This window comes from Limnothrix sp. FACHB-881, from assembly GCF_014698135.1.
Classification (GTDB): domain Bacteria; phylum Cyanobacteriota; class Cyanobacteriia; order CACIAM-69d; family CACIAM-69d; genus CACIAM-69d.
The window spans coordinates 83,438-107,708 of record NZ_JACJSN010000002.1; the positions used below are offsets into that span (position 1 = coordinate 83,438).

The 24,271-nt window shown below is 54.7% G+C and carries 22 protein-coding genes; 13 read left to right on the forward strand and 9 right to left on the reverse strand.

All coding sequences use genetic code 11. From position 1 onward, the window contains the following. The 6 genes from H6G52_RS02830 to H6G52_RS02855 all read left to right on the forward strand — a co-directional run bounded on the left by H6G52_RS02830 (window position 1) and on the right by H6G52_RS02855 (window position 4,918). Entirely contained in the window at window positions 1–1,074 is a 1,074-nt protein-coding gene (locus H6G52_RS02830) for a lysylphosphatidylglycerol synthase transmembrane domain-containing protein (RefSeq protein WP_190353534.1), read from the forward strand. Between the two features lie 934 nt (window positions 1,075–2,008). Beyond that, window positions 2,009–2,527, forward strand: coding sequence for a phycocyanin subunit beta (locus H6G52_RS02835; protein WP_099535468.1), 519 nt, complete (start codon window positions 2,009–2,011; stop codon window positions 2,525–2,527). Window positions 2,528–2,818: 291 nt separating this feature from the next. Continuing rightward, the gene (gene cpcA, locus H6G52_RS02840; protein WP_099535466.1) at window positions 2,819–3,307 is read left to right on the forward strand and encodes a phycocyanin subunit alpha; all 489 of its coding nucleotides are present in this window, start codon (window positions 2,819–2,821) and stop codon (window positions 3,305–3,307) included. A 138-nt stretch (window positions 3,308–3,445) separates the two neighbouring features. Continuing rightward, window positions 3,446–4,312, forward strand: a complete 867-nt coding sequence (locus H6G52_RS02845) for a phycobilisome linker polypeptide (RefSeq protein ID WP_099535464.1) — start codon at window positions 3,446–3,448, stop codon at window positions 4,310–4,312. A gap of 23 nt (window positions 4,313–4,335) precedes the next feature. Continuing rightward, on the forward strand, window positions 4,336–4,548 hold the full coding sequence (locus tag H6G52_RS02850; protein ID WP_190404974.1) for a hypothetical protein: 213 nt from the start codon (window positions 4,336–4,338) through the stop codon (window positions 4,546–4,548). A gap of 115 nt (window positions 4,549–4,663) precedes the next feature. Continuing rightward, entirely contained in the window at window positions 4,664–4,918 is a 255-nt protein-coding gene (locus H6G52_RS02855; RefSeq protein WP_099535459.1) for a phycobilisome linker polypeptide, read from the forward strand. 225 nt (window positions 4,919–5,143) lie between these two features. On the opposite strand, the gene H6G52_RS02860 is transcribed toward H6G52_RS02855, so the two are convergent. Further along, window positions 5,144–6,922, reverse strand: a complete 1,779-nt coding sequence (locus H6G52_RS02860; protein ID WP_190526309.1) for a M61 family metallopeptidase — start codon at window positions 6,920–6,922, stop codon at window positions 5,144–5,146. A 107-nt stretch (window positions 6,923–7,029) separates the two neighbouring features. Then, window positions 7,030–7,713 (reverse strand): Crp/Fnr family transcriptional regulator, encoded by a 684-nt coding sequence (locus H6G52_RS02865; protein ID WP_099535455.1) that lies wholly within the window; start codon window positions 7,711–7,713, stop codon window positions 7,030–7,032. A gap of 574 nt (window positions 7,714–8,287) precedes the next feature. Here H6G52_RS02865 and H6G52_RS02870 point away from each other — a divergent pair. Beyond that, complete coding sequence (locus tag H6G52_RS02870; RefSeq protein WP_099535507.1) at window positions 8,288–9,043, forward strand: 2-phosphosulfolactate phosphatase family protein; 756 nt, start codon at window positions 8,288–8,290, stop codon at window positions 9,041–9,043. Window positions 9,044–9,200: 157 nt separating this feature from the next. Here the strand turns inward: H6G52_RS02870 and H6G52_RS02875 are convergent, their stop codons facing one another. The 4 genes from H6G52_RS02875 to H6G52_RS02890 form a co-directional block, all read right to left on the reverse strand. After that, the gene (locus tag H6G52_RS02875) at window positions 9,201–9,773 is read right to left on the reverse strand and encodes a Rab family GTPase (RefSeq protein WP_190526311.1); all 573 of its coding nucleotides are present in this window, start codon (window positions 9,771–9,773) and stop codon (window positions 9,201–9,203) included. 325 nt (window positions 9,774–10,098) lie between these two features. After that, window positions 10,099–12,549 (reverse strand): OmpA family protein, encoded by a 2,451-nt coding sequence (locus tag H6G52_RS02880; RefSeq protein WP_190526313.1) that lies wholly within the window; start codon window positions 12,547–12,549, stop codon window positions 10,099–10,101. A gap of 173 nt (window positions 12,550–12,722) precedes the next feature. Continuing rightward, window positions 12,723–13,316, reverse strand: coding sequence for a hypothetical protein (locus H6G52_RS02885; protein WP_190526315.1), 594 nt, complete (start codon window positions 13,314–13,316; stop codon window positions 12,723–12,725). Between the two features lie 334 nt (window positions 13,317–13,650). Then, window positions 13,651–13,860, reverse strand: coding sequence for a glycogen debranching protein (locus H6G52_RS02890; RefSeq protein WP_099535445.1), 210 nt, complete (start codon window positions 13,858–13,860; stop codon window positions 13,651–13,653). Between the two features lie 707 nt (window positions 13,861–14,567). On the opposite strand from H6G52_RS02890, the gene H6G52_RS02895 reads away from it, so the two are divergent. The 4 genes from H6G52_RS02895 to H6G52_RS02910 all read left to right on the forward strand — a co-directional run bounded on the left by H6G52_RS02895 (window position 14,568) and on the right by H6G52_RS02910 (window position 18,494). Beyond that, the gene (locus H6G52_RS02895) at window positions 14,568–15,185 is read left to right on the forward strand and encodes a TetR/AcrR family transcriptional regulator (protein ID WP_190526317.1); all 618 of its coding nucleotides are present in this window, start codon (window positions 14,568–14,570) and stop codon (window positions 15,183–15,185) included. Then, a complete protein-coding gene (locus H6G52_RS02900; RefSeq protein ID WP_199312131.1) occupies window positions 15,139–16,437 on the forward strand; it encodes an HlyD family efflux transporter periplasmic adaptor subunit in 1,299 nt (432 codons plus the stop codon). Before H6G52_RS02895 ends, H6G52_RS02900 begins: the two co-directional genes overlap by 47 nt. Before the next feature lie 93 nt (window positions 16,438–16,530). Then, window positions 16,531–17,688 (forward strand): ABC transporter permease DevC, encoded by a 1,158-nt coding sequence (gene devC / locus H6G52_RS02905; RefSeq protein ID WP_190526319.1) that lies wholly within the window; start codon window positions 16,531–16,533, stop codon window positions 17,686–17,688. Between the two features lie 77 nt (window positions 17,689–17,765). Next, window positions 17,766–18,494, forward strand: coding sequence for an ATP-binding cassette domain-containing protein (locus tag H6G52_RS02910; RefSeq protein ID WP_190526321.1), 729 nt, complete (start codon window positions 17,766–17,768; stop codon window positions 18,492–18,494). 12 nt (window positions 18,495–18,506) lie between these two features. Here H6G52_RS02910 and H6G52_RS02915 read toward each other — a convergent pair whose 3' ends face one another. Next, entirely contained in the window at window positions 18,507–19,031 is a 525-nt protein-coding gene (locus H6G52_RS02915) for a peptidase C15 (RefSeq protein WP_190526323.1), read from the reverse strand. A gap of 131 nt (window positions 19,032–19,162) precedes the next feature. On the opposite strand from H6G52_RS02915, the gene hisH reads away from it, so the two are divergent. After that, entirely contained in the window at window positions 19,163–19,819 is a 657-nt protein-coding gene (gene hisH / locus H6G52_RS02920) for an imidazole glycerol phosphate synthase subunit HisH (RefSeq protein ID WP_099535437.1), read from the forward strand. Between the two features lie 45 nt (window positions 19,820–19,864). On the opposite strand, the gene H6G52_RS02925 is transcribed toward hisH, so the two are convergent. Then, window positions 19,865–20,905 carry a DnaJ C-terminal domain-containing protein gene (locus H6G52_RS02925; protein WP_099535435.1) on the reverse strand — a complete coding sequence of 347 codons (1,041 nt, stop codon included), beginning with the start codon at window positions 20,903–20,905 and terminating at the stop codon, window positions 19,865–19,867. Window positions 20,906–21,143: 238 nt separating this feature from the next. After that, window positions 21,144–22,202, reverse strand: coding sequence for an N-acetyl-gamma-glutamyl-phosphate reductase (argC, locus tag H6G52_RS02930; protein WP_099535433.1), 1,059 nt, complete (start codon window positions 22,200–22,202; stop codon window positions 21,144–21,146). 332 nt (window positions 22,203–22,534) lie between these two features. Here argC and ribBA point away from each other — a divergent pair, with 332 nt between their 5' ends. Next, a complete protein-coding gene (gene ribBA / locus H6G52_RS02935; RefSeq protein ID WP_190353545.1) occupies window positions 22,535–24,220 on the forward strand; it encodes a bifunctional 3,4-dihydroxy-2-butanone-4-phosphate synthase/GTP cyclohydrolase II in 1,686 nt (561 codons plus the stop codon). Window positions 24,221–24,271: the final 51 nt, after the last annotated feature.

The window sequence follows — 24,271 nt, forward strand, 5'->3', positions numbered from 1 at the left end:
ATGAAGCGTTGGGTTTCAATTGCCGTTAGCTTGCTGATTTTGATTGTGATTTACACCCGCATCGACTTTGCCGGGTTGGTGCAAGTGTTTCAGCAATGCGATCCGGTATGGATGGCCATCAGCTTGGGCATGGTTGTGCCCTTAACCTTGCTGACGGCCTGGCGGTTGCAGCAGTTAATGCCCCGGGTCAGGCCCCAGGGGGCTATGCCGCGCGGGATTCCGTTGCCCAACCCAGCAAGCTCGGAGGATTCAGACCGGGCAGCATCCCCGGCGATCGAGTCGGCGGCGGTTTCCGCTGCAACCTTGAGCTTTGGAGAAGCCAATCGGCTGATTTTGGCGGCCAGTGTGCTGAATATGGTGCTGCCGTCCAAAATGGGCGACCTGGCCAAGTCCTATTTCATGCGCGATCGGGGACATTTGGATGGTTCCCTGGCCTTTTCGTTGGTGGTGTTTGAAAAGGCTTGCGATATGTTGTCGTTGCTGGTGTGGTGCGGGTTTGGCCTGCTGCTCTATCCCAGCAAGGATCCCCTGTTTTGGATCATGACGTTGGCCACGATCGGGGGGCTGGTGGCCGGGGTGGCACTGTTGAGTTGGCCCGCCTTTGCGCGATCGGTCTTTGCCGCCAGTCAGCGAATCGCCCCCGGCAAGATGCGCCGCAAGCTCGATCGACTCAGCGACTCCTGGCAACTGATGCACAACTACTTTTGGAGCGATCGCCGCCAACTCGCGATTGTCACCCTCACCTCGATCGTGATTTGGTTTCTGCATCTTTTGCAAATCTGGTTTTTCATCTTGGCCCTGCGTGCCTTTGCGCCCTTCCTGGCTAACTTAGCCCTCTCGCCGCTGGCCATTCTGGCCGGCCTGTTGCCCTTAACCTTCGCGGGCGTGGGCACTCGGGACGCAGCCCTCATTTTGTTTTACCAACCCTACTTTGCCGCCCCGATCGGGGCCGCCCTTGGGCTGTTGTGTACCTCCCGCTACCTGCTCCCCGCGATCGGAGGGCTACCGTTTTTGGGGCAATACCTACTTCAGCTCAAGCGCTGGCAGCAGCCCACAGCCGGCCCCGACCAATAAACTTTTCTCGGTTCGCCAGGGATTCCGCAAACCCATTTGCCATCCCATCCTTGCCATCTCGCCCACAAGGAGGTTGATCAGTAGGGGGTTTACCAACAGGGGGTTACCAACAGGGATTTACCAATAAGGGTTACCAACCCAGCAAATCTCGCATAGGAGCCATGCAAAGTTTGCGAATCCGATCACTAGAGGATACCAACCGCCAAAACCGAGATCCATCGGGCATTTTCGCGGACTGACCTCGCCCATTGACCAATTTGCTAGCCTTTATTCAGGGATCTCACAGCCAGCAGCCAACATCGATTTTTGTTAAAGGTTTTGACCTTTTCTAAAGGAAACATTAAGGATTTCTGACGAAATTCTAGACAATTACCGTTTTTGATCGGGGCGATTTCAGTTCCTGATTCTTCGGACTAAGTTTTTATACCTAACCTTTGCAAAAAAGCACAAAACTCAGTAAATCCCCACACCACAAAACCTTGAGTTCCCAACAGCCCAGAAATCTACCTCCATCACCCTCAGCCTTTAGCAACATGGGAGTTTCTTTAATCCTTCGTTGCTCATGCCGAACATCCCTGAAGAAACTTAACAACTTGTAATGACCAAACCCCTTTCTGCGTTGTATAAAGAAATAGCCGAGAGGTGTTTAACAAGCAAACGTTAGTCAACGCGCTACTGCTAGGGATTTTTTTCGGTTCTCATAAAACTTGAAAAGTCTCTCAGATTTTGAGCCATGACTGCGGTTAATTTAACCGGCAGATTTGCCATGGCTACCTATTGAGATCCCCAATTTAAGCAAAGCGTTGCTGAACTAAGCCGGAGCTGAAAAACCTTCTCGCACTGCGCTAGCAGGTGAAGGCAGCGAACTGAGTTGTCTACAGCGCAAAACCACAACCAACCTCGACAAACACCTATTCCTTAGGAGATCGATTCCATGTTCGACGCATTTGCGAAGGTTGTTTCTCAAGCCGACGCTCGTGGTGCTTATCTGAGCAACGAGCAACTGGATGCTCTGAGCGCCCTCGTTGCTAGCGGCAACAAGCGTCTCGACGTTGTTAACCGCTTGACCAGCAACGCTTCGACTATCGTCGCCAACGCTGCTCGCGCTCTGTTCGCTGAGCAACCCCAACTGATCGCTCCCGGTGGTAACGCTTACACCAACCGTCGCATGGCTGCTTGCTTGCGCGACATGGAAATCATCCTGCGTTATGTGACCTACGCAACCTTGGCTGGCGATGCTAGCGTTCTGGATGATCGTTGCCTGAACGGTCTGCGCGAAACCTACGTTGCTCTGGGCGTGCCCGGCGCTTCGGTTTCTGCTGGCGTTGCCAAGATGAAGGATGCTGCGATCGCGATCGCTAACGATCCTGCTGGTATCACCCCCGGCGATTGCTCTTCGTTGATTGCTGAAGTGGCTGGCTACTTCGATCGCGCTGCTGGTGCAGTTGCCTAATCGAAGCTGCCGTGAAGTCACTTAGGATTTCAATCTTCTTTTGACTTCAATCTCGTCTCGATTTATCGGAAAACAGGGTTTAAAGCCCCGCCCTTCAGGGCGTTTTAGTCGATGAATGGCCGCTAGGCTAGCGGTTTCAGTCTGCGGAACAACTGTAAGACCAAACATCCTTCGAGGTGGAGGCAGGTGGTGTGAAGCAGAAACCCAAACTGTGAAGTTTGGGAATCCCTGTCCGCTTGCGGTAGGGAAGATGTCAACAACGCTAACTTTAGAGACACCTAACACGGGACTATGAAGACTCCGATCACCGAAGCTATCGCAGCTGCTGATTCGCAAGGTCGTTTCCTGAGCAACGCTGAACTGCAATCGGCTCGCGGTCGCTTCGAGCGCGCTCAAGCCAGCATGGAAGCTGCTCGCGCCCTGACCACCAAGGCTGACAGCCTGGTGAGCGCTGCTGTGCAAGCTGTGTACGGCAAGTTCCCCTACACGACCCAAATGAACGGCGCTAACTACGCCTCGACCCAAACCGGCAAGGACAAGTGCGCTCGTGACGTGGGCTACTACCTGCGCATGATCACCTACTGCTTGGTTGCTGGTGGCACCGGCCCCATGGATGACTACCTCATCGCTGGTTTGGCTGAAATCAACAGCACCTTCGAACTGTCCCCCAGCTGGTACGTTGAAGCTCTCAAGAGCATCAAGGCTAACCACGGTCTGAGCGGTCAAGCTGCTAACGAAGCAAACACCTACATCGACTACGCTATCCAAGCCCTGAGCTAGTTGATGCAATCCCGGAAGAGTGTCCGAGCCGGTTGTGGCTGGTTTGCCCAGCAACGGTAACCTGGTTCAATTGGTTGGCTCCTCTTCCGGGAGCTTTTTTGTAAGCCGTGCTTGCTGTGATTTTTGGGAGATTTGTTCATGGCCGTTACTGTTGCTGCTTCGCGCCTGGGGACGGCAGCCTATGCAGATGCTGCACCCGTTGAGCTGCGGGCCTATGCTTCGGCAGATGATGTTGAACTGGTGATCCGGGCGGTTTACCGTCAGGTACTGGGCAACGATTATGTGATGCAGTCCCAGCGCTTGATTAGCTCTGAGTCGCTGCTGCGTAATCGTTCGATCACGGTTCAGGAATTTGTCCGCTCTGTAGCGAAGTCCGATCTATACAAAGAGAAGTTTTTGTATAACAACTTCCAAACTCGGACGATCGAGTTGAATCTGAAGCATCTGTTGGGTCGCGCACCCTACGATGAGTCGGAAGTGATTGAACACCTCGATCGCTACCAAAATGAAGGCTTTGATGCTGACATCGATTCCTACATCGATTCCGCAGAATATCAAAACGCTTTTGGCGAAAATATTGTTCCCTACTACCGCGGTTTCGCGACCCAAACGGGTCAGAAGACCGTGGGCTTTACGCGTATGTTCCACCTGTACCGGGGCTATGCCAATAGCGATCGGGCACAGATTGAAGGAATCAGCCCGCGTCTAGCCACGGAGTTGGGACGCAATTCTGCTTCGGCCGTTGTGGGTCCCTCGGGCAGCAACATTGGCTGGGCCTTCCGTAATTCGCAAGACCTGGGCCAAGGCAGCCTCACCCCCACCTCTTTTGGCCAAAGCCAAAGCGATCGCCTGTATCGCGTGGAAGCAACGGGCCTGTTGGGCGCTGGCTATCCGGCCGTGCGTCGTAGCAGCCGCACCTTCACGGTTCCCTACTCGCGGTTGTCGGATCAAATGCAAAAGATCCAACGTCAAGGCGGCAAAATCGCCAGCGTTACCCCTGTTTAGGGTCTTGGCTTGAAATAAATGGAATGATGACTCAGCCCCATTGGAAGGTTGTGTTGCTTGGTCACCCTGCCCTGTACCCAGCTCGATCGGCTTGGATTGTCGGATGGCAACGGCTGCTGACTGGGCTGATGCAGCACAGCGGTGACACGCCGCAACAGGGCCAAACCATGAATGGCTGGGACTTGTTTGCTTGCTCCTGTTTGCTTGTAGTGGTTGCGATTGACGAGGTGCAATGATCATGATTCATTCATGCGTTGTACCTCGTTTTCTATCGTCTTGAAAAAGACAGTATTCCACAGTTAAACTGCGACATTTAACTGCGAAGTTTTTTAACAGTTTGAGGGAGAGTTTATGCTCGGTCAAGCGCTTGCGGGTTCGTCGGCCAACACCACTGCTGGGGCCCGTGTGTTCCGTTATGAAGTGACGGGTTTGGCTCAAAATGACCAAACCGATCGCCAGTCCTATTCTGTGCGCAATAGCGGCAGTATCTTCATTAACGTTCCCTATAGCCGCATGAACCAAGAAATGCAACGGATTCTGCGGTTGGGCGGCAAAATCGTCAACATCACTCCTGTGGTTGTGGGCGACGAAGGCGCGGCTGAATAGTTACGGTTCCATCCCCAGATTCTTGGATCGATTCTCGAATCTGTAGGGGTTAGTTCCGGTGGGAATTAGCCCAAGGATCAGGCTCCGTGACTTGCTTGCCAGTTTCGTGCCTCTTCGGCATTCCTTTCAATCGCTAAGATCCATCACTAAGATCCGTCTCGCCAGCGGGAGTCCAGCTTCAAGATCTGAAGTAGCTCCCGCTTTTTGCATAACGAACCGCATTCCCTAGGCAGCTCCTAACCAACCGGCGAGGAGTTGTTCTTGCAGCGGGCTGATGTCTTTGAGAGGGGCAACTTCATAGCGACTGGGCTTGGGATCAGCCAGTTCTACGGTGGTGGATTGGAGTTGATCCTGATGGAAATAGGTGATAGTGAGTCGATCGCCCGGTTGATAGTCTCGGAGGCGATCGGGCAATTGTCCCGCTGCTAACCGAATGCCATCCAGAGCCAGGATTTCATCACCAGGATCGATGCCCGCGTGATGGGCGGGGGATTGAGCTTCGGTGAATTTCACCATTTCGCGGCCCTGCTCGGTGGCCAAACGCAAACCCAAGTGGGGAACTGCGCGATCGACAATTCCCCTTAGCTCTAAGCCAAAGGGTTGCAGATAGGTTTGGAGTGGCAATTCTTCGGTGGTGTGCAAATAGCGATGGAAGAAATCACTCAGGTTTTCTTCAGCCACTTCAGCAATAATGGACTCCAATTGTTGAGCGGTAAAGCCCACTTCTGGTTGGCCAAATGCTTGCCACAGGCGTTGCAAAACATCATCGAGCGATCGAGCATTGTCAAACTTAGCCCGAATTTTTAAATCCAATAGCAAGGAAACCATTTCTCCCTTCAGGTAATAGGAGATTTGGTTATTGCCACTGTGGGCTTCAGCCCGATAAAGCTTAATCCAAGCATCAAAGCTCGATTCGGCCAAAGGCTGAACTAACCGTCCCGGTGTATTCAGATAGCGAGTAATTTCCTTGCTCAATTGTGTTAGGAAATCTGCTCGTCCATAAATACCCGCACGGCAGGGAATTTGCAAATCATAGTAGCTGGTGGTTCCTTCGCAAAACCACAGAGACGGCGTGTAGTTTTCTGCATCATAATCAAAGGTTTCTAGCTCTTTGGGCCGGATCCGCTTCACGTTCCAAAGATGGAAAAACTCATGGGCCACCAGTTGCATGAACTGATGGCGTTTTTCCGTTTGCTGGAATCCATAGCGGTTATAAATCAGCGAGCAGGAGTTTTTATGCTCTAGTCCGCCATAGCCCTGACCGGTGAGATGCAAAATAAATAGGTAGCGATCGTAGGGCAGGCCGCCAAATAGGTTAGCTTCAACTTTGATGATTTTTTCAAAGTCCTCAAGGATCGATTGGGGTTCCAGGTTGCCATTACCCCAAATCGCTAATTCATGGGATTTACCCAGCACTTCAAAGCGATGCAGTTGATGGGTTCCAATTTCAAAGGGACTATCAACCAGTTGATCGAAATCGGCCGCTTGAAAGGTTTTGTGGGTTCCTTGATCGTTGACCAAGGGCAGAGCAGTGGCCACTTGCCAGTCCGATCGGGGCAGGGCAATAGTCACTTGCAACGGAATTTCCAACCCCCCAACGGGATAGAGGAACGTGGCTGCCCCGTTGAAGTAGGCATGGGTGCGATCGAGATGGTTCGTGCGCACGGTCAATTCGTTAGCAAACAGCCGATAGCGAATGGTGACCGTTTCTAACTGCCCGATCGCCACTTGCCAGTGATTTTTAGCCAGCTTTCGCCACAGCAGTTGCTGTTGGTTTGCCCCCCAAGCACTGAAGTCTTGCAGATGCCGTTCATACTCCCGAATCAGATAGGAACCGGGAGTCCAAACGGGAAACTTGAGATCTAAGGTGGTGCTTTGCCAACCCTCCAACACCAGTTCAATTTCAAAAAGGTGGGTTTGTGGCTCGGGCATGGCCACTTGATAAGTTAACCGTGGCAACTGGGCTGCTCGACGATCGGGCGGGGTGGCAATTGCTTGGGTCATGGGTTGGAGAAAGAGAAAACGTCATCAACAGAATGCAATCACAACAGAGGAAATGGTCAGCAACAAACTGACCATGCCATCTGACCATGCCGCTCAATAGCCTCTCACTAACCTTGGCTTGCCAGTTGTCGTAACTGTGGCAAAAAGGGCAAGTGCATAATTTTTTCGTGCGGATCGATCTTCACCCAACCTTTTTCTTGTAGCTTCGCCATAATTTTGGCGGTCTCTTCGAGGGTAATGTCACTGACTTCTGCCAAATCCTTGATCGGGATATTCAGAATGTCGCGTCCCCGATCGGCCGGTTGTCCGTAGTCATCGGCCAAAGAAGCCAAGGTGTTTGCTAATTTGACGGCGCTCGGTTTTCGGCGCAACTGCAAGCGGGTGTTGGCATTCCGAACCCGACGCACCATGAGTTGCAGCAGTCGGTGGTGTAGCTGGGAATCTTTAAACAGGGTTTGGACAAATCGTTGAGCGGAGATGCTAAATAGTTCCACTTCGCTCAGGGCCAACACATCGGTCGATCGAGGCGATTCGTCCAAGATGGCCATTTCTCCAAAAAAGTCACCCTGACCCAAAATGGCCAAGGTCATGTCTTTGTCACCCGAGAGCCGACGGACTTTCACCCATCCGGAGGCAATGAAATAGACCGCATTTCCCCAAGAGTCTTCCATTAAAACGGCGCGTCCTGCGGGGTAATCATGCTCGACTGCGGCCGCCAACAGCCAATCGAGCGTTTCTTGACTGGCCGCATTGAACAATGGAAAAAGCTCTGTAAAGGTTTCAGTTTGCATTGCCGGAGAGTTAGTTGGCATGGTTCTTTGAGCCTAGCAAGATTCTGTCCTAGATGGCAGATGAAACACCCAGAGTCTTGACGAATTGCGGTTGGGTTTCGGCGGTTCGGGACGGGGCGATCGCCCCATTCTCCTACGCTCAGTTATGGGTCTTAATGGTGACTCTAAATGCCTGACCCCATGACTTCGCTCAATGGCTGGCCGCAACGGGCCGCCGTCAACCATCGGTTGAATTTAGCTGAATTTAGCGCCCCATGGCCATCTTCTGGTCACGGATTGAATGGTCTGGTTGAATGGTCTGGTTGAATCATCTTCGATGACGTTCTGAAGCAACATTCCGGCCAGCCCGAATTAACCCTAGTTGCTTATGGTTAATTCCCGTTGATCATCCCCTCCTTAGGATCTTCGTCGGCTGATGGGGAAAATCCTCCCAAAACCAAACGAAATTCCGGCCCTTTAGGCTCAGCGCCGATCCACAATTCCCAGAACATCTTGGGGTTGACCATGCTTGCGCGATCGCCCCCATCGTGATGCACTAAAGGGTGTCGTTGCGTTCTGTAAAGAAATCTGTTCTGTGAAGATTTCTGTATTTCATACCCCGGAGTTAACCCCCCAATTTTCGGGGAGCGAGTCGCCGACGACCCCAGCGCCGGACTGTGCGATCGCCATTGATGTGTTGCGAGCCACGACCACGATCGCCACAGCGCTGGCCGCCGGAGCGGAATCGGTTCAGGCCTTTTGCACCCTTGAAGAATTGATGACCACCAGCGAGGCTTGGCCGGCCGATCGTCGCATTCGGATTGGCGAGCGGGGCGGCAAAACCGTGGAAGGCTGTGATTTGGGCAACTCTCCCCTAGACTGTACCCCCGATCGGGTGGCGGGCAAACGCCTGTTCATGAGCACCACCAACGGCACTCGGGCCCTGCAAACCATCCAAAACGCCCCGGTTGTTTTGGCGGCGGCCCTGGTGAATCGACGGGCGATCGTGGACTTTGTGTTGGCCCAACAACCCGCCACCCTCTGGATGACCGCTTCCGGCTGGGAAGGCAGCTTTTCCCTGGAAGATACGGTCTGCGCTGGTGCGATTATTTCTGCCCTGTTGGAAAAACTAGGTCAGGACTCAGATTGGTTCGGCAACGATGAGGCCGTGGCGGCGTTGGCGCTCTATGACCAATGGCGCGATCGACTGCTGCAACTGTTTCACCAGGCAAGCCACGGCCAACGCTTGCTGCGGCTGGGTTTGCTGGAGGATTTGGAATATTGCGCCAGTCAGGATCGCCTAGATGTGGTGCCCATCCAAACGGCCCCGGCAGTGTTGACCCGCGCTTAGCTTGCATTCAATTGGCACTTAATTGGCATTTAATTTGGCGTTGAATTCGTGCTGAATTCGTGCTGAGTTCTTGCTAAGTTTTTGCTCAACTTGCATCATTCGCACTGAGTGAGCCAAACCTGAGCCAAAACCTAAGCCAAAACCAACGCCCAGTCAGCTATCGGCCCCGGCTGATGGCTGGCTGCACCATGGACAGGGCTAATTCACTAAAGATCTCATCCACATTGCTGCCACTTTTGGCGGAAGTCCAATAGAGCGAGTAGGTCACGCCGGCCAGGAGGGTTTCCACCTGAAGCTGTAGATGGTGTTTATGGGACTCGTCCATCAAATCGACTTTGTTGATGGCCAGAATCACGACACTGGTGGGCGAGACCGATCGCACTAAATTGGCATGGTCGCGCAGATGACTAACCGTGTCGGGGCGGGTGGCATCGGCCACGACGATCGCCCCAGAGGATCCTTGAAGATAGCTGGGGGCAATCCGCTGAAACTTGGTTTGGCCCTCCACATCCCAAATCAGCAACTGCAATTCCATCGGCTCCGGCCGCTCAGAGGCCCGATCGAGGGACAGATCTGGCAGCGGCACGGGCACAATCTTCCGCGAGATTTTTACCCCAATGGTGGACAAGTAGCGATCGCTAAATTGCCGATCCACAAATCGACGAATCAGGCTGGTTTTGCCAACTGCATAATCACCGACCAAACAAATTTTTTTTGAAAGGGTTTGCATGGCTTTAGGGGGTTGGCAAACGCACCGGCGACTGGGCCGATTGTAGAAGACAGGATGGAAACTGGCCGAAATTCAACGGCAAAACTCCCGATTTTCGGGCCCCCTGGCGATCGCGGATGGGCAACTCAGGACATGATTCAAAGCAAGGGAATTGCTCAGGAGCCTTGTTCCAGCGGGTTAATGATGCAGATCAAGCTGGTCGAACATAGCAGGCAAATCCAGCAAACCGAAGCGATGGCTCATTCATGGGCAAGCCAGGGAGGAACATCGTGAATCGAGTCGTGAATCGATTGGCTTCACGATGGATGGGGAATGGATCAGGAATTTAAGGCGCTGGGATTGCTTCAAAGCGCACGCAACGACTCATCCATTCCCCATCGCCTTGGGTCACATCCGGCGGGGGCCCAACCTGGGCACTGGGCACTAGCCGCTGGGCCGAAATGCCTCGGCTAATGAGGGCCGATCGCACCAATTGCGCTCGCTGCAAGGCCAGGGCCGACGCATTCGGTTCGGTGGGGGCGCTGTGGCCCACCACGCGCAGGTTCAGATCCGGATAACTTTGCAGGAATTGGCGAATGGGGTCGATTTTGCCGGCAATATCGACATCAACGAATCGATCGGCTCCTAACTCAAAGTACAACCGAACGGTCAGACTCGGAATCACAATTTGCAACGAATTGACGACACGGTTGGTGCCGGGAACCCGCTCAAAGGCCGCCGCGATCGCGCTGGCTTCGGCTCGGCTGCGGGCGGAGCCGGTGACGGTGACCGTTCCGCCGGATTGCGCATCGATGCTGTAGCTAGCGTTGACCACGTTGCCATCCCGGTTCAAGGTTTTGGCAATCCGCTGCACCTCGGCAGCCGCCAGAATGGGATCCGTGGGCAACTGCACGGCAATGATTTGATTTTTGGGGGGTGTGGCTTGCTGAAACCGTTTTGGGTCGATCGCCCGATAGGTGTCGGTGGCTGTGCGTTCCGCCTGGAATCGCAGCCAAGGATAGGGAACCTTGCCCCGCAATCGCAACTGATCGCCTTGTAAATCAACGGATAGGTTATACACCGCCAATTGGGGAGAGGTATTCAGGGCCCCTTGCACGGCCGCCAACAGGCCTCGGTTGCGCTGGTTTTGATAGTTCCACCAAATCCAGGGGGCCGCGATCGCCGCGCTCAGCACCAAAATTAGCCCCGTCAGGGCCCAAGGAAACCCACCCCGCCGATTTAGGTTCAGGTACGAACGCCGTTGGATGGGGCGCACCAAACCGGTCACGGCCGTGTGAACGGGGGCCGGCAGGGTGCGGGAGTCGCCATCAAAGGATTGCAGGGGGCGATCGTACCGTTCCACCAACCGCTCCAGGGTCGATCGCAACTGACGGTAGAAGCCCTTGGACGGTTGACCTTTCACAATCACCGCCAAATAGCAGTAACCGGCCACCTCCATGGCAATTTGCGAATCGTTGTACTGAATTTCGTGCAATTCGGACACGTTGCCATCTTGCACCATGCAATCATTCACGAAGCTACGAATGGCCGTGAGCATTCCCGCCAGCATGTCCCCTTCGAGGGGATCTTGGTCAGTGGATTGACATTCGCTCATCACCAGACCCGAGGCCTTGTGGATCAAAAAAGCAGCCTGTACCCGATAGGGCATGGCTTCCCGCAAAATCAGCTCCGCTTCGGAGACCCCTTGCATTTTGGCTCGCATCTTGCGGCCCACCCCTTCCATGCTCAGGGTGTTATGCACCTTTTCGTTGATGGAGTCGATCGCGTCTTTCATGTACTTGGCGATCGTGTTGCCAATGACGGGATAAAGCGCATCCACCATGGCATCCCGTTCTAGGGCAATTTGCTCTTTGATTGAAGCCCCCATCATGGGCCCAAGGGCTTGAATCATCGAGTCCGCATCAAGCTGGTACTGCTCCCGCATGGCGGAGGCGGTTTCGGGCGCAATGGCATGGGCGATCGCCAGGGCCAAATCAGCGGGAGCATCTTGCATTCGCTGGACGATCGCCGCATCCAGCACAGGGGCGATCGCCTCGGCCATGGCTTGTCGATCCTGAAGCGATCGCTCATAAATCAGGCGATCGATCGTGGGCAACAGGGCTTGGCAAATTTCTTCGCGGGCATCCAGCACCCGCCGTTCAATCAACCGCGCAATCAGGGGCGATAGGTGCGCCACCAGTTGATCGGCATTTTGCAGCAGGGACTCAATCGCATCCACCTGCTGCTGAACCCGTTGCATTTTGCCGCGCAGGGCTTCCACCCGATCTTCCACGCGGACAAAGTTGTCACCAATCAGCAGCGATTGTAATTGCTCCCAGGCATCTTCCCCTGAGCTGCCGTTGCCTTCGGAGGGTGCGCCGTTGCCGTTGGCCCCGTTCCCTGCTTTGGTGGTTGTATCTTGCCCCGATCGCCCCGTTGCGGGCGAAGGCGGGGTCAACAAATCCGGATCGGCCCCAAATGGATTGATCGGTAACTCATCACGATCTGCTGGGTTTTCTGCCAGGTTTCCTGCCAGGTTTTCTGCCAAATCGGCTGTTAAGTCGGCGGCCAAATCGGCTTCTACCAAGGTCGAGCGAGATCCTGTTAAGTCGGATCCCGCTCGGCCTTGCAGTGTTTCATCAGGAACTGCGAGACGGCTCGCCACCGAACCTTGGGGTTGCGGGGCGATCGAACTGGGTGGCCGCTCCGTGGGCGACTGAGACGATCGGCCCAACTGACTCAGCAGATCTAGCCAATCCTCCACCGGCTCCGACTCGGAATGATTGCGATCGGGCATAGGGCCAGCACTCCAACCAACTCAATCCAACAGTGACAACGGGTTCCATCCAGTCTAGGAAATCTTCCTGAGAAAAACCCACCGTTGGCCCAATGCCCGATCGGCCAGGATTGGCGAACCGGCCCGCATGATTGTTGCGCCCCAGTCCGGTTAACCGTTGACTAACCCTCTGATTAACCCTCCGGCGACACCAACTCCACCGACAGGGCACTTGGCGGATCGATCGCCGCTTGCAACGCCGGAACCACATCCTGACCCTTCAGGCGCATTCCCAGCTCAAACATCAACTCCGCCAAAGTCTCGCGCTCCACTTTGTTATCGCGCAAGGACGAGAACCGCGTATCCAGCTCCTCAAAAATTTGAGTACGCAGGGTGCGAATGTCCTCTTGCAGCTTGTCGCGGCTTTCGTTCAAACGGCCATCAATCGCCGTGGTTTTTTCCTCAAAGGCTCGATCCAACTCCTCAAAGATGGCCTGAACCCGCCGACCCAGGCGATCGTTCTGTTGCTGCAAGTCCGTGGTTTCCTCTTGCATCTTGGTGGTGAACCCCTTCAACCGCTTATCCAGCGCCTCCAGGGACGCTTGCAATTGGGTTGAGAGGGAAACCTTCACCTCCTCAATCCGATCCTGCAAATCCTGATGCAACAGATTGAGTTCCGACTCCATTTGCGCAAAGCGATTTTCATAGTCGCGAAGCTGGGAGCCGACCAAGATGTCGCGGATTTGATCAATGTTGCCTAACCGTTCCCGAATGTCTTGGCGATCCATGGCTTGCCTCGCTGTTGCTGATACCTAAAAACAAACGACAGAGCTTGTCAGAAAAAGAGGGTGGGTGTGGTTCGGCAGGAGCGCGCTGCAAAAGCCGATCTGTGATGGCACAGGGTGCAATGGCACAGAAATAGCACCGAACGGCCTGATTGTATCTCGATCGCCCCCTAGGGTCGGCCTCGAATCCGTGAACCACAGATTCAAAACCACCGGTTCAAAATTTGATCTGGATTTGATCTGGATTTGATCTGGATTTGATCTGGGCTGCTGCATAGGCTCAGACCGCACTTCAGACAGCACTAAGGCGAATCAAGGGGCGATCGACTGAACCGGCTTAAACACTCAGCTTCAGGGCCGCCACGGGCACATCATCCCAAGAATCCACGGTGCGCATGGTCACCACCCAACCCTCCTGGCGCTGTTCATCGGTCAGATTTTCTTGGAAAGACTCATAGCAGGCCTGGGCCTGTTCTTCGCTGGTAGAAGCAATGCAAGCATGGGAAATGCCTGCGGGATCCATTTGTTCGTTTACCCAGATGGTCATGACGACTGATTCTCAATGGCTGCAAGGAGTGGCAATGGATAGATTGCAATCTCCGTCTCCAGTCTATCCATTCCCACCCAGCGCCCTGGGAAATGTGTCGGGTCGGCAATGCGAGGGTTAGGGCGATCGGGGCGCTGCCCCAGAAAATCAGCCGAAAATCTACTATCCGGAAATTTTGACAAAAATTTGAGTTGGGGACTAGAAAAATAACGAACGTTCGATTTAAAATAAATCCGAGTTCAGAACCCCAACCCTCAACTCATCAACTGGCAGCCTGCGACCCCATGTCGAGGGTTCGAGTCCTGAAGATGCAAATTAAATGCAAATCTTTTGGTCTTGAATCTTTCGGCTGAGGATTCGTCCCAAGTTGCCACCATTTCGGTTACAAAATTCAGTCATCCAAGCCTGAAAACAATGACCAACCATTCTTGATCGCCGTTTCTGAAAACAACCCCCAAGAGAATTGCTCTAGGGAACTAATCGAGAGTATTCCTCAATAAGTTGCTAGTGATTTCACTGATGAACTCCTTGATTCAGCATTGCTCAGGCATCGATTCGGCATGAATACGACACTCATTAGGCATCGATCGACCCCTGATCATGCATTACACAATGTCGATTTCAATGCCAATTTCAGTGCCAATTCTGCGCAGGTGAGGTAGTGTGGCCGCACAAAAACCGATTAAAAACACTTGCGTATTGAGCCAATGCCCAAAATTGTTGATCACGAGAGCTATCGCCAAGAACTCCTGAGTCGTTGCTTTGCTTTGTTTGCCGAACGGGGCTACCACGCACTCACGATTCGGGAAATTGCCAAGGGACTCGGTGTTTCTACCGGAACCCTTTACCACTATTTCGAGAGCAAAGAAGACCTTTTCATCCAACTCATGGACTACCTGAGCTTGGAGGATACGGGAGAGCAAGTGCTCAGTCAGTTGAGCCATCCGCTGACCCTGGCCGAACGAATTGTGGTGGTGATGAATTGCGTGATTGACAACGAGGAATATTTTCGCCAGCAGGATCTGTTAATTGCGGAGTTTTGCCGCCACCAGGGGGAAGTGGTGCGCAAAAATCCCTTGATTCAGGGGGCCCACGATCGCTATGTTCAGGCGCTGGCGGACTTTTTGGGAATTCACGATCGTCCGGTTTTGGAGTGTTTTTTGGCTTGGGTGAGTGGCTTGCTGTACCGCCGAATGCTTTTGGGTGAGCAGTTGGACTTGGCGGAACAGGCAGTTTTGATGTCCAAGATGCTAGCGGGCTATTGGGAGCAAACCAATCGTGATTGTAAAGTTCAGGAATTTCAACACGCTGGCTCTGGCGGCTAGCGCGGCGGCGGCAAGCATTGCCCTGGGGGCGATCGGGCTGTCGCAGTGGAACCGGGCCACGGCAGAGCAGCAGGCCCAAAGCTCAACCCCGGGCCCGGTGGTGCGATCGGGCGTGACGGCCCTGGGGCGGCTGGAGCCGGAGTCGGAGGTGGTGCGGTTGGCAGCTCCCTTGGCGCTGGATGGCGATCGGGTCAGTGAGTTGCGTGTGCGGGAGGGCGATCAGGTGCGGGCGGGGCAAGTGGTGGCCTTGTTGGCTTCGGAAACCGTGTTGGCCGCCGAATATAACGAAGCGAACCGCCAAGTGCAGGTGGCTGAGGCTCGCTTGGCCCAAGTGAAGGCCGGAGCCAAAACCGGCGACATCAACAGCCAGCGGGCCACCGTGAACCGAGTGCAAGCAGAATGGCAAGGGAACACCGACGCTCAACGAGCCCAGCTCAGCCGGTTGCGGGCCCAGTGGCAAGGGCAGTTGGCCCAACAGTCGGCCGCCGTTCGCCGTTTGGAAGCGGAGTTAGCCAATGCCCAATCGGAATATCGGCGCTACGAGGCGCTTTATCAGGAAGGGGCGGAATCTGCCTCCCGGTACGATGCCAAGCGGCTGTCGGTGGAAACTTTGTTTCGGCAGCTTCAGGAAGCCCGGGCGGAACTGAACCGGCTCGATCGCACCGGTCGCCAGGAAGTGCAAGAGGCCACGGCGGTGCTGAGTCGGGTTGAGCGGGCGGGCCAACAACAATGGCAAGAGGCCAAGTCCACCCTCAGCAGTGTGGCGGAAGTGCGGACAGTGGATGTGCGCACGGCCTTGGCGGAAGTGGCGGCGGCCCGGGCCGCGCGCGATCGGGCGGCGGCGGCCTTGGAACGGGCTTATCTGCGGGCCCCCAGCGATGGGCAAATTTTGAAGATCCATGCCCGGGCGGGCGAAAAGATTGGTGATGACGGTCTGCTTGATCTGGCTCAGACCGATCGAATGGTGGCCGTGGCGGAGGTTTACCAAACCGATGTGGGGTTGGTGCGCGTTGGCCAACCAGCAACCGTTGTGGGCCAAGCGATTCAGGGCAGCTTGCGCGGCACGGTGGCCCAAGTGGGACTGCAAGTGTTGCGACAAAACGTGTTTAGCAATCAGCCGGGCGAAAACCTCGATCGACGGGTAGTGGAAGTGCGCATTTTGCTCGATCCGGCCAGCACGGCCCGCGTGCGATCGTTCACCAATTTACAAGTGGAAGTGAGCATCGAAACCGGCACGGGCGACACTCGCTAACTCGCTAATTGGCGGTCATTTGATTAATGGTCATTTGATTGTTACTGAATCAATTCTTTTGTCAGCGCGCTTGCTAGCGTTGCAACCGATCCCATGCCCAAAAAAACTCCCCTTTCTTGGCTATTATTGGTACGCCAAAAAAGCCGCCTCGTTGTAGCCATTGCTGGCATTGCCTTTGCTGATATTTTGATGTTCATGCAGTTGGGGTTCCAAAGTGGCCTATACGACGCAGCCATCAAGCCTCACCTCAACCTGGATGCGGATTTAGTCCTCATTAATCCCCAGTTTCGGACACTTTTTTCTGTTAAAAGCTTCCAACGCGAACGGCTCTATCAAGCTCGCGCACTGCCCGAAGTGAAAGAGGTGAGTTCTATTTATATCAACACCGGCCAATGGCGCAATCCAGAAACCCGTGAAAGTCGCGCCATTTTGGTTTGGGGAGTCGAACCTGGAAAGCCCAGTTTCAAGCTGCCGGAAGTGGAACAGCAACTTACCGAAATCACCCTGCTGAAGACCGTTTTGTTTGACCAAGCGGGACGACCGGAATATGGCATGGTGGCCGATTGGTTAGCCCGGTCGCCCCAGGGTTTAGAAGTGGAGTTGAGCGATCGGCTCTTGAACGTCAGCGGTACTTTCACCTTGGGGGCATCGTTTGCGGCGGATGGCAACACGATCGTCAGTGATTCCACCTTTTTACATTTGTTTCCCGATCGCTCCGCCAGCAACATTGAAGTGGGGTTAATTCAACTGCAACCGGGTAGCGATCCGGTGGTGATGCAACGCAAACTGTCCGCCTTTTTGCCCAAGGATGTGCGAGTTTTAACCGTTGAAGAATTTGCCAACGTTGAAAAGCAATATTGGGCCGAAGGAACCGGTATTGGTTTCATTTTTGGTCTCGGGGTCATCATGGGCTTCATTGTGGGCATCGTGATCGTTTATCAGATTCTCTATTCCGATGTGTCCGATCACTTGTCGGAATTTGCCACCATGAAAGCCATGGGCTACAGCAACGTTTTTCTGGTGCGCGTCCTGATTACTGAAGCCTTAATTTTGGCAGTAATTGGCTTTTTACCCAGCATGGTTTTGGCAATGGGTTTATATCAAATTACCTATTCCGCTACCCTTTTGCCGATTTTCATGCAGCTCGATCGCGCCATCACCGTTTTTGTGTTGACCGTTGCCATGTGCAGCGCCTCCAGCGTGATTGCCATGCAAAAGCTTTATCAAGCGGATCCAGCGGATATTTTCTAAGGATTTTTGCCCACTCAGGATTTTTGCCCACTTTTGGAGAGATCAATCTAGCAGAGGGTTAGGTTATGGATCAGGTCATGGATCAGGTTACGAATCAAGTCCTTGGGCAACCATCTAGCCAAGCTAATGCCATTACGATTCAGGATTTGAATCACTATTTTGGCAATGGCGATCTCAAAAAACAGGTGCTTTATGACATTAATTTGACCATTCAAGCGGGTGAAATTGTGTTGCTGACGGGGCCATCTGGCTCTGGGAAAACCACCCTATTGACCCTGTTGGGAGGGTTGCGATCGGCCCATGAAGGGAGCTTGAAAATTTTGGGTCAAGAAATGTGTGGAGCTAGCAAAGAACAGCTTCTAAGAACTCGCTGCAACATTGGCTATATTTTTCAGGCCCATAATCTTTTGAGCTTTCTAACAGCTCGCCAAAATGTCCGCTTGTCCTTGGAATTACATGACCATTACACCGATGCAGAGTGCGATCGGCTGGTGGATGAAATGTTGACGGCGGTGGGCTTGGGAGAGCGATTGGACTATTATCCCGAGCAGCTTTCAGGGGGACAAAAACAGCGGGTGGCGATCGCCCGGGCCCTGGTGAGTTCTCCCAAAATTGTTTTGGCCGATGAGCCAACGGCCGCGCTCGATCGCAAGTCGGGGCGGGATGTGGTGGAAATTTTGCAACGCTTGGCCAAGGAGCGAGATTGCACCATTTTGTTGGTTACTCACGATAACCGAATTTTGGATATTGCCGATCGACTGCTGTATATGGAAGATGGGCGATTGGTGAAGGATAAGACTGAATAAACTCGCAAGGGATCAAACTTGGCGATCGTGCTCTAGGTTGTGCAAAATTTGACGAAAATCCGCTGCGATTTTTCCTTGGTTTTCAAGGGTCAAAACCGGCACATGGATAAACAGAGCCTTGGCTAATTGACGATGGAGCAACAGCCATTGCAAGACTCGGTAATAGAGCGCATTGCAAACAAAATTTCCTGCATCAAAGCTAATTTCAGAACACTCAGTGCCCGCCAACAGTTGCGGCAAATGAAAACCCGTTGCTAACCGACTGCCCCCTTGGCTAGCTTGGGCTTCGAGGGAGAGGTGCGATCGCCCCTCAGCCATGCCACACAACAGGATTTTCCGAGGACGATGTTGCTCGATCGCCCCAATCACCCGCTGAGGAGCCAGATCAAAATCAACGGGTAATTGCCGCAAGCAAATCGCCTGCGGGGGCAGTTGCCATTGTTCGATCAGCAAAGCCAGCAAATCATCGGAGGCGTTGGATTTCTGATGGGGTAACCAAGTTTGAAAGGAGGTGATCAGCCAGGGAGATTGCGCCATTTCAAACCTATAATTTCAGTGGTTTCGATCTTTTGAATGATTTGGATGATTGAAATCGCTTTCGATCGCCCGTCATCAAAATCACAGTTTCAGTCAATACAATTGCAGCAATTGCAGGGGTTTGGTGTCCTATGACAACGATTGCCGTGGTCGATTACGATATGGGCAACTTGCATTCCGCCTGCAAGGGGCTAACCCAGGCGGGAGTTGAGCCGATCGTGACTGACTCGGCAACGGTGATCGATCGCGCCGATGCGATCGTCCTGCCGGGAGTCGGGTCTTTCGATCCGGCGGTGCAGCAACTGCGCGATCGGGGATTGGAAGCGCCCATTCGCCAGGCGATCGCCCAAGGAAAACCCTTCTTGGGCATTTGTTTGGGTTTGCAAATGCTGTTTGAAACCAGCAGCGAGGGCCGGGAACCGGGTCTGGGCATCGTGCCCGGCTCCGTGCGGGCTTTTCAGCCAGAACCAGGAATCACCATCCCCCACATGGGTTGGAATCAATTGACCCTCACCCAACCCACATCCCTGCTTTGGCAAGGGTTGGAGCCGCTGCCCTGGGCCTATTTTGTCCATTCCTACTATGTGGATCCGGCGGATCCAGGGGCGATCGCCGCCACGACCACCCACGGCAGCCAAACGGTGACGGCCGCCATTCACTGCGAAGCGCTCGGTTCCGGTCGGCCCAATGTGATGGCGGTGCAGTTTCACCCGGAAAAGTCAGCGGCGGCGGGCCTGCGGATCTTGGCGAACTTTGCCACCACGGTTCGATCGATGGTTCCCTGCTAGGGTTAATCGACCGGTTTGGCAACGCTTAAAAATGCCTAAAAACGCTTAAAGCTGAACAGAGCGCAGGTGCGATCGGGGATCGGTCGATCGCGCCGCCCGCACCTGTTCATAGGCGGCCCGCTCGGCCGCCGTGGGTGAACTGGGCAAAGTCACCGCCACCCGCACCAACAAATCCCCTCGTTTGCCGCTGGGTTCAACCCAACCCTTGCCCCGCAACCGCAGGGTTTGACCTGACTTGATGCCCGCTGGCACATTCATGGTCACCAACCCATCGGGGGTGGGCACATCGGCCTTGGTTCCCAACACCGCCTCATCTGGGGCGATCGGGATTTCGCAAACCAAGGTATCGCCCTCAAATTGAAAAAAGTTGTGGCTATTGAGACTGACCTTCAGGTACAGATCTCCCCGTTGACGGCTGTAGGGGTCGTATTGCCCCTTGCCCTTGAGGCGAATTTTGCTGCCCGGTTTGGCCCCGGGAGGAATGCGCACGGTGATGGTTTCGGCTCCCAGGCTCAGGCGCTTTTGCGTGCCATTAAACGCTTCGCCAAAGGACAGGGCCAAAGTGGCTTCCCGATCGCCCGCGGCCGATTGGGGGCCAAAGCCGCCCACATCCCCAAAGCCGGAGAAGCCACCCCCAAAATTGCTGCTGTTGTAATTGCCGCTGTAGTTGCTGCCTGTGCCGCTGCGATAGTTGTAGCTGCTCGATCGCGTCCCGGCGGCCCCTGGCCCGCCAAACCGTCCCAGCAGCTCATTAATAAATTCATCAAAGCTGCCGTAGCGGCCAAACTCAAAATCATCAAACCCGGCTCCCCCGGCCCCGGTTCCTCCCCAGGCTTGACCGGCGCGATCGGCCTGTTGCCAATATTGACCAAAGCGATCGTACTTTTGGCGCTTGTCCGCATCGGACAGGACTTCATAGGCCTCGTTCACTTCCTTGAACCGCGCCTCCGCCTGTTTGTCGCCCGGGTTCAAGTCCGGGTGGTATTTGCGCGCCAACCGTCGATAGGTTTTCTTGATTTCCTCGGCACTGGCGGTTTTGGTCAGACCCAGCACCGCATAGTAATCCTTAAAATCTGTCGCGGCCATGCGCTATCACCTTATTTTGCTGCGGTCGATCGGGATGGATTTAGCCTAACGAAGTCTAGCGCTGGCTGGAGATCGGGTGCGATCGCGCTGATTGGTGCAATTCCCGAACCTAACCAGATTTTGACCGCTGATTTGGATCCTGATCCTCAGCGGTTTCCGCCCCCTTTCCGGCCATGGGAAAGGGGTTGGGAAAACCAAGATTGATCGACCATTTCCGGAGCAAGCTTCGGGAGCAAGCCTAGGGATAGAACGCCAACTGGGGCAACCCGATCGTTTCATCCAAGCCCAACATCAGGTTCATGCACTGCACCGCCTGACCCGATTGGCCCTTCATCAGGTTATCGATCGCCGACAACACAATCACCCGATCGGTGCGTGGATCCACCTCCACACCCAAATAGCAAAGGTTGGTTCCTAGGGCCCACTTGGTTTGGGGATAGACCCCACTGGGCAACACCTTCACCCAAGGACTGTTGCGATAGAAGGCGTTGTAGATGGTCAGCAGGTCTTCGCGCACCAGGCCCGGATCGCGGAGGGTGGCATAGACGGTGGACAAAATGCCGCGCGGCATCGGTATCAGGTGGGGCGTGAATTGAATCCGCACTTCATGGCCTGCCAAATCCGTGCAAATTTGCTCAATTTCCGGCGTGTGGCGATGGCGACCGACCCCGTAGGCAGAAAAGGAACCGCCCGCTTCTGCCAACAACATGTTGGTTTTGGCCTGGCGACCGCCGCCGGACGTGCCGGACTTGGCATCAATGATCGCCGTTTCCGGAATGATAATCCCCTGTTTCAGCAGGGGCAGCAGGGCCAACAGGCTGGCCGTGGGATAGCAGCCGGGACAACCAATCAGGTTCGCCTCCGCGATCGCCTCGCGATTCAGTTCCGGCAGCCCATAGACCGCCATGGCCGCCACTTCCTGATCGCTGCGACTCTTGCCATACCAGTCTTCATAGGTGTTCAGATCCCGGAACCGGTAATCCGCCGACAGATCCAGCACCTTGCAGCCCCGATCGACCAGTTGAGGGGCCAAGTCACAGGCAATCCCGTTGGGCAGCCCCAAAAACACCACCCGACAGCGCCGGGCAATCTCATCCAGGTCGATCGACTCCACCTTCAGGGAAATGCGGTGGGCCAGGTGAGGATAAACTTGCCCATAGCTTTGGCCGGCACTGCTTTCGCCGCCCAAATAGGTCAGTTCCACATGGGGATGATCTAACAGAATTCTGACCAGTTGCACGCCGCCGTAGCCCGATGCGCCAACGATGCCAACTGGAATCTTGTCTGTATTACTCATAATCCGGCTTCTGATTCCCTTTGCTTGTGTGGGTGCCTGTGTCTGTGGACGGGCGCGGTGCTGCTGGGTGCGGGCCAGCCGGCGGGTGCGCGCGGCTTGTTGCCATGCATTCTAGTACCGTTTGCCGGTGTTCCTGCGTTCGGTTGCAGGGGGTCTCACCCCTAGGGGATACAGGGCGATCGCACAGGATCAGAAAAGCCGCAATTCACCGCCGGGTGAAACTGCTACAGGAGATACAATGGAGACCATAAGTTAAGAACTGTAACTGTTTATTAGCGTCCGTCCTAGCCTCTAGCCGACAGACGCGCTGTTCGCCTTTGGTTGCTGCCGCAATGACCCACCACACTGTCCCCCAGTCTGTTCCCGCGTTTGTGTTTGACACGATTCCCGCCATCCTGGCAGACCTGAAGGCCGGGCGGCCCGTGGTGATTGTGGATGACGAAAACCGCGAAAACGAAGGGGACATCATCTACGCCGCTGAAAAGGTGACGGCGGACGCGGTGAACTTCATGGCCACGGAGGCGCGGGGGCTAATTTGTCTGGCCATGACGGGCGATCGGCTCGATGCGTTGGAGTTGCCCTTGATGGTGACCAACAACACGGACAGCAACCAAACGGCCTTCACCGTCAGCATTGATGCCTCGCCGGCCTTGGGGGTGAGCACGGGCATTTCAGCGGAAGACCGCGCCAAAACAATCCAAGTGGCGATCGACCCCCGAACCCGGCCGGAAGATCTGCGGCGACCGGGGCACATTTTCCCCCTGAGATCGCGTGAAGGGGGGGTGCTGAAGCGGGCAGGGCACACGGAGGCGGCCGTGGACTTGGCTCGCCTGGCGGGGCTTTATCCAGCGGGCGTGATTTGCGAAATTCAAAATCCCGATGGTTCCATGGCCCGGTTGCCGCAACTGATTGACTATGCCCAGCACTACGACCTGAAAATCGCCACAATCGCGGACTTAATTAGCTATCGGCTGCAACATGAGCGGTTTGTGATCCGGGAAACGGTCACCAAACTGCCCACGGAGTTTGGCCTGTTTGAGATCTATGGCTATCGCAACGAAATTGACGGTTCCGACCATGTGGCGATCGTCAAGGGCGACCCGGCCACCTTCCACGATCGCCCGGTGTTGGTGCGGGTGCATTCGGAATGTCTAACGGGGGATGCGCTGGGATCCTTGCGCTGTGACTGTCGAGCGCAACTGATCGCGGCCCTGAAAATGATTGAGCAGGCCGATGAAGGGGTGGTGGTTTACCTGCGCCAGGAAGGTCGCGGCATTGGCCTGATTAATAAGCTCAAGGCCTATTCCTTGCAGGATTTGGGCTTTGACACGGTGGAAGCCAATGAAAAGCTCGGTTTTCCAGCGGATTTGCGTGATTACGGCGTGGGCGCACAAATTTTGAACGATTTGGGCATTAGTCAAGTGCGGCTGATTACCAATAACCCGCGCAAAATTGCCGGTGTTCGTGGCTATGGGTTGGAAGTGGTCGATCGCGTGCCCTTGTTGATTGAGGCCAACTCCTTCAACACGCGCTATCTGACCACCAAGGCGGCCAAACTGGGGCATCTGCTGCTGCAAACCTATCTGGTGACGATCGCCCTCCATTGGACTGATCACCCCACCACTAGCGAAGCCTACGAACGGTTAGCCCAGTTGCGACAGTTGGTGAGCGATCGGGATTTGCGATTGCGGGAAGAGGCGCGGCCGGTGGCGGTGGCCCTGTTTGGCAATCCGGCGCTGATTGTGCATTTGGGCTTTGACCAATCCAATTTGGCCATGGCCGGTTGGTATCGCGAACCGGGCCATCCTTACCTGGAGGCGATCGCCCAACTCCTGGATCAGTTGGCAGACTGGCAAGCGGTGCAGCGGCTGGAATTTTTGGTCAGTGAAGGGGGCGACCCCATGGCCGGGCTACAGGTGAAGCTCGATCGCCTGACCTACAAGCTGTCGAGCGGGCATCGACCATCCACCATTTGCCAAGATGTGGAAAGCCAGCAGATTTATAGCTTCCTGCGCTAGCGACCTGCGTTAGGGCCGTCGGGGCGATCGTCCTGCGCTAAAGTGCCTTTG

Bases quoted from the DNA above. Each gene is read 5' to 3' on its own strand.
- cpcA (WP_099535466.1), top strand. From the start codon at position 2,819: ATGAAGACTCCGATCACCGAAGCTATCGCAGCTGCTGATTCGCAAGGT.
- H6G52_RS02845 (WP_099535464.1), top strand. From the start codon at position 3,446: ATGGCCGTTACTGTTGCTGCTTCGCGCCTGGGGACGGCAGCCTATGCA.
- H6G52_RS02885 (WP_190526315.1), bottom strand. From the start codon at position 13,316: ATGGATCGCCAAGACATTCGGGAACGGTTAGGCAACATTGATCAAATC.
- devC (WP_190526319.1), top strand. From the start codon at position 16,531: ATGCCCAAAAAAACTCCCCTTTCTTGGCTATTATTGGTACGCCAAAAA.
- hisH (WP_099535437.1), top strand. From the start codon at position 19,163: ATGACAACGATTGCCGTGGTCGATTACGATATGGGCAACTTGCATTCC.
- H6G52_RS02925 (WP_099535435.1), bottom strand. From the start codon at position 20,905: ATGGCCGCGACAGATTTTAAGGATTACTATGCGGTGCTGGGTCTGACC.
- H6G52_RS02875 (WP_190526311.1), bottom strand. From the start codon at position 9,773: ATGCAAACCCTTTCAAAAAAAATTTGTTTGGTCGGTGATTATGCAGTT.
- argC (WP_099535433.1), bottom strand. From the start codon at position 22,202: ATGAGTAATACAGACAAGATTCCAGTTGGCATCGTTGGCGCATCGGGC.
- H6G52_RS02835 (WP_099535468.1), top strand. From the start codon at position 2,009: ATGTTCGACGCATTTGCGAAGGTTGTTTCTCAAGCCGACGCTCGTGGT.
- ribBA (WP_190353545.1), top strand. From the start codon at position 22,535: ATGACCCACCACACTGTCCCCCAGTCTGTTCCCGCGTTTGTGTTTGAC.
- H6G52_RS02830 (WP_190353534.1), top strand. From the start codon at position 1: ATGAAGCGTTGGGTTTCAATTGCCGTTAGCTTGCTGATTTTGATTGTG.
- H6G52_RS02890 (WP_099535445.1), bottom strand. From the start codon at position 13,860: ATGACCATCTGGGTAAACGAACAAATGGATCCCGCAGGCATTTCCCAT.
- H6G52_RS02865 (WP_099535455.1), bottom strand. From the start codon at position 7,713: ATGCAAACTGAAACCTTTACAGAGCTTTTTCCATTGTTCAATGCGGCC.
- H6G52_RS02895 (WP_190526317.1), top strand. From the start codon at position 14,568: ATGCCCAAAATTGTTGATCACGAGAGCTATCGCCAAGAACTCCTGAGT.
- H6G52_RS02855 (WP_099535459.1), top strand. From the start codon at position 4,664: ATGCTCGGTCAAGCGCTTGCGGGTTCGTCGGCCAACACCACTGCTGGG.
- H6G52_RS02860 (WP_190526309.1), bottom strand. From the start codon at position 6,922: ATGACCCAAGCAATTGCCACCCCGCCCGATCGTCGAGCAGCCCAGTTG.
- H6G52_RS02910 (WP_190526321.1), top strand. From the start codon at position 17,766: ATGGATCAGGTTACGAATCAAGTCCTTGGGCAACCATCTAGCCAAGCT.
- H6G52_RS02915 (WP_190526323.1), bottom strand. From the start codon at position 19,031: ATGGCGCAATCTCCCTGGCTGATCACCTCCTTTCAAACTTGGTTACCC.
- H6G52_RS02850 (WP_190404974.1), top strand. From the start codon at position 4,336: ATGATGACTCAGCCCCATTGGAAGGTTGTGTTGCTTGGTCACCCTGCC.
- H6G52_RS02880 (WP_190526313.1), bottom strand. From the start codon at position 12,549: ATGCCCGATCGCAATCATTCCGAGTCGGAGCCGGTGGAGGATTGGCTA.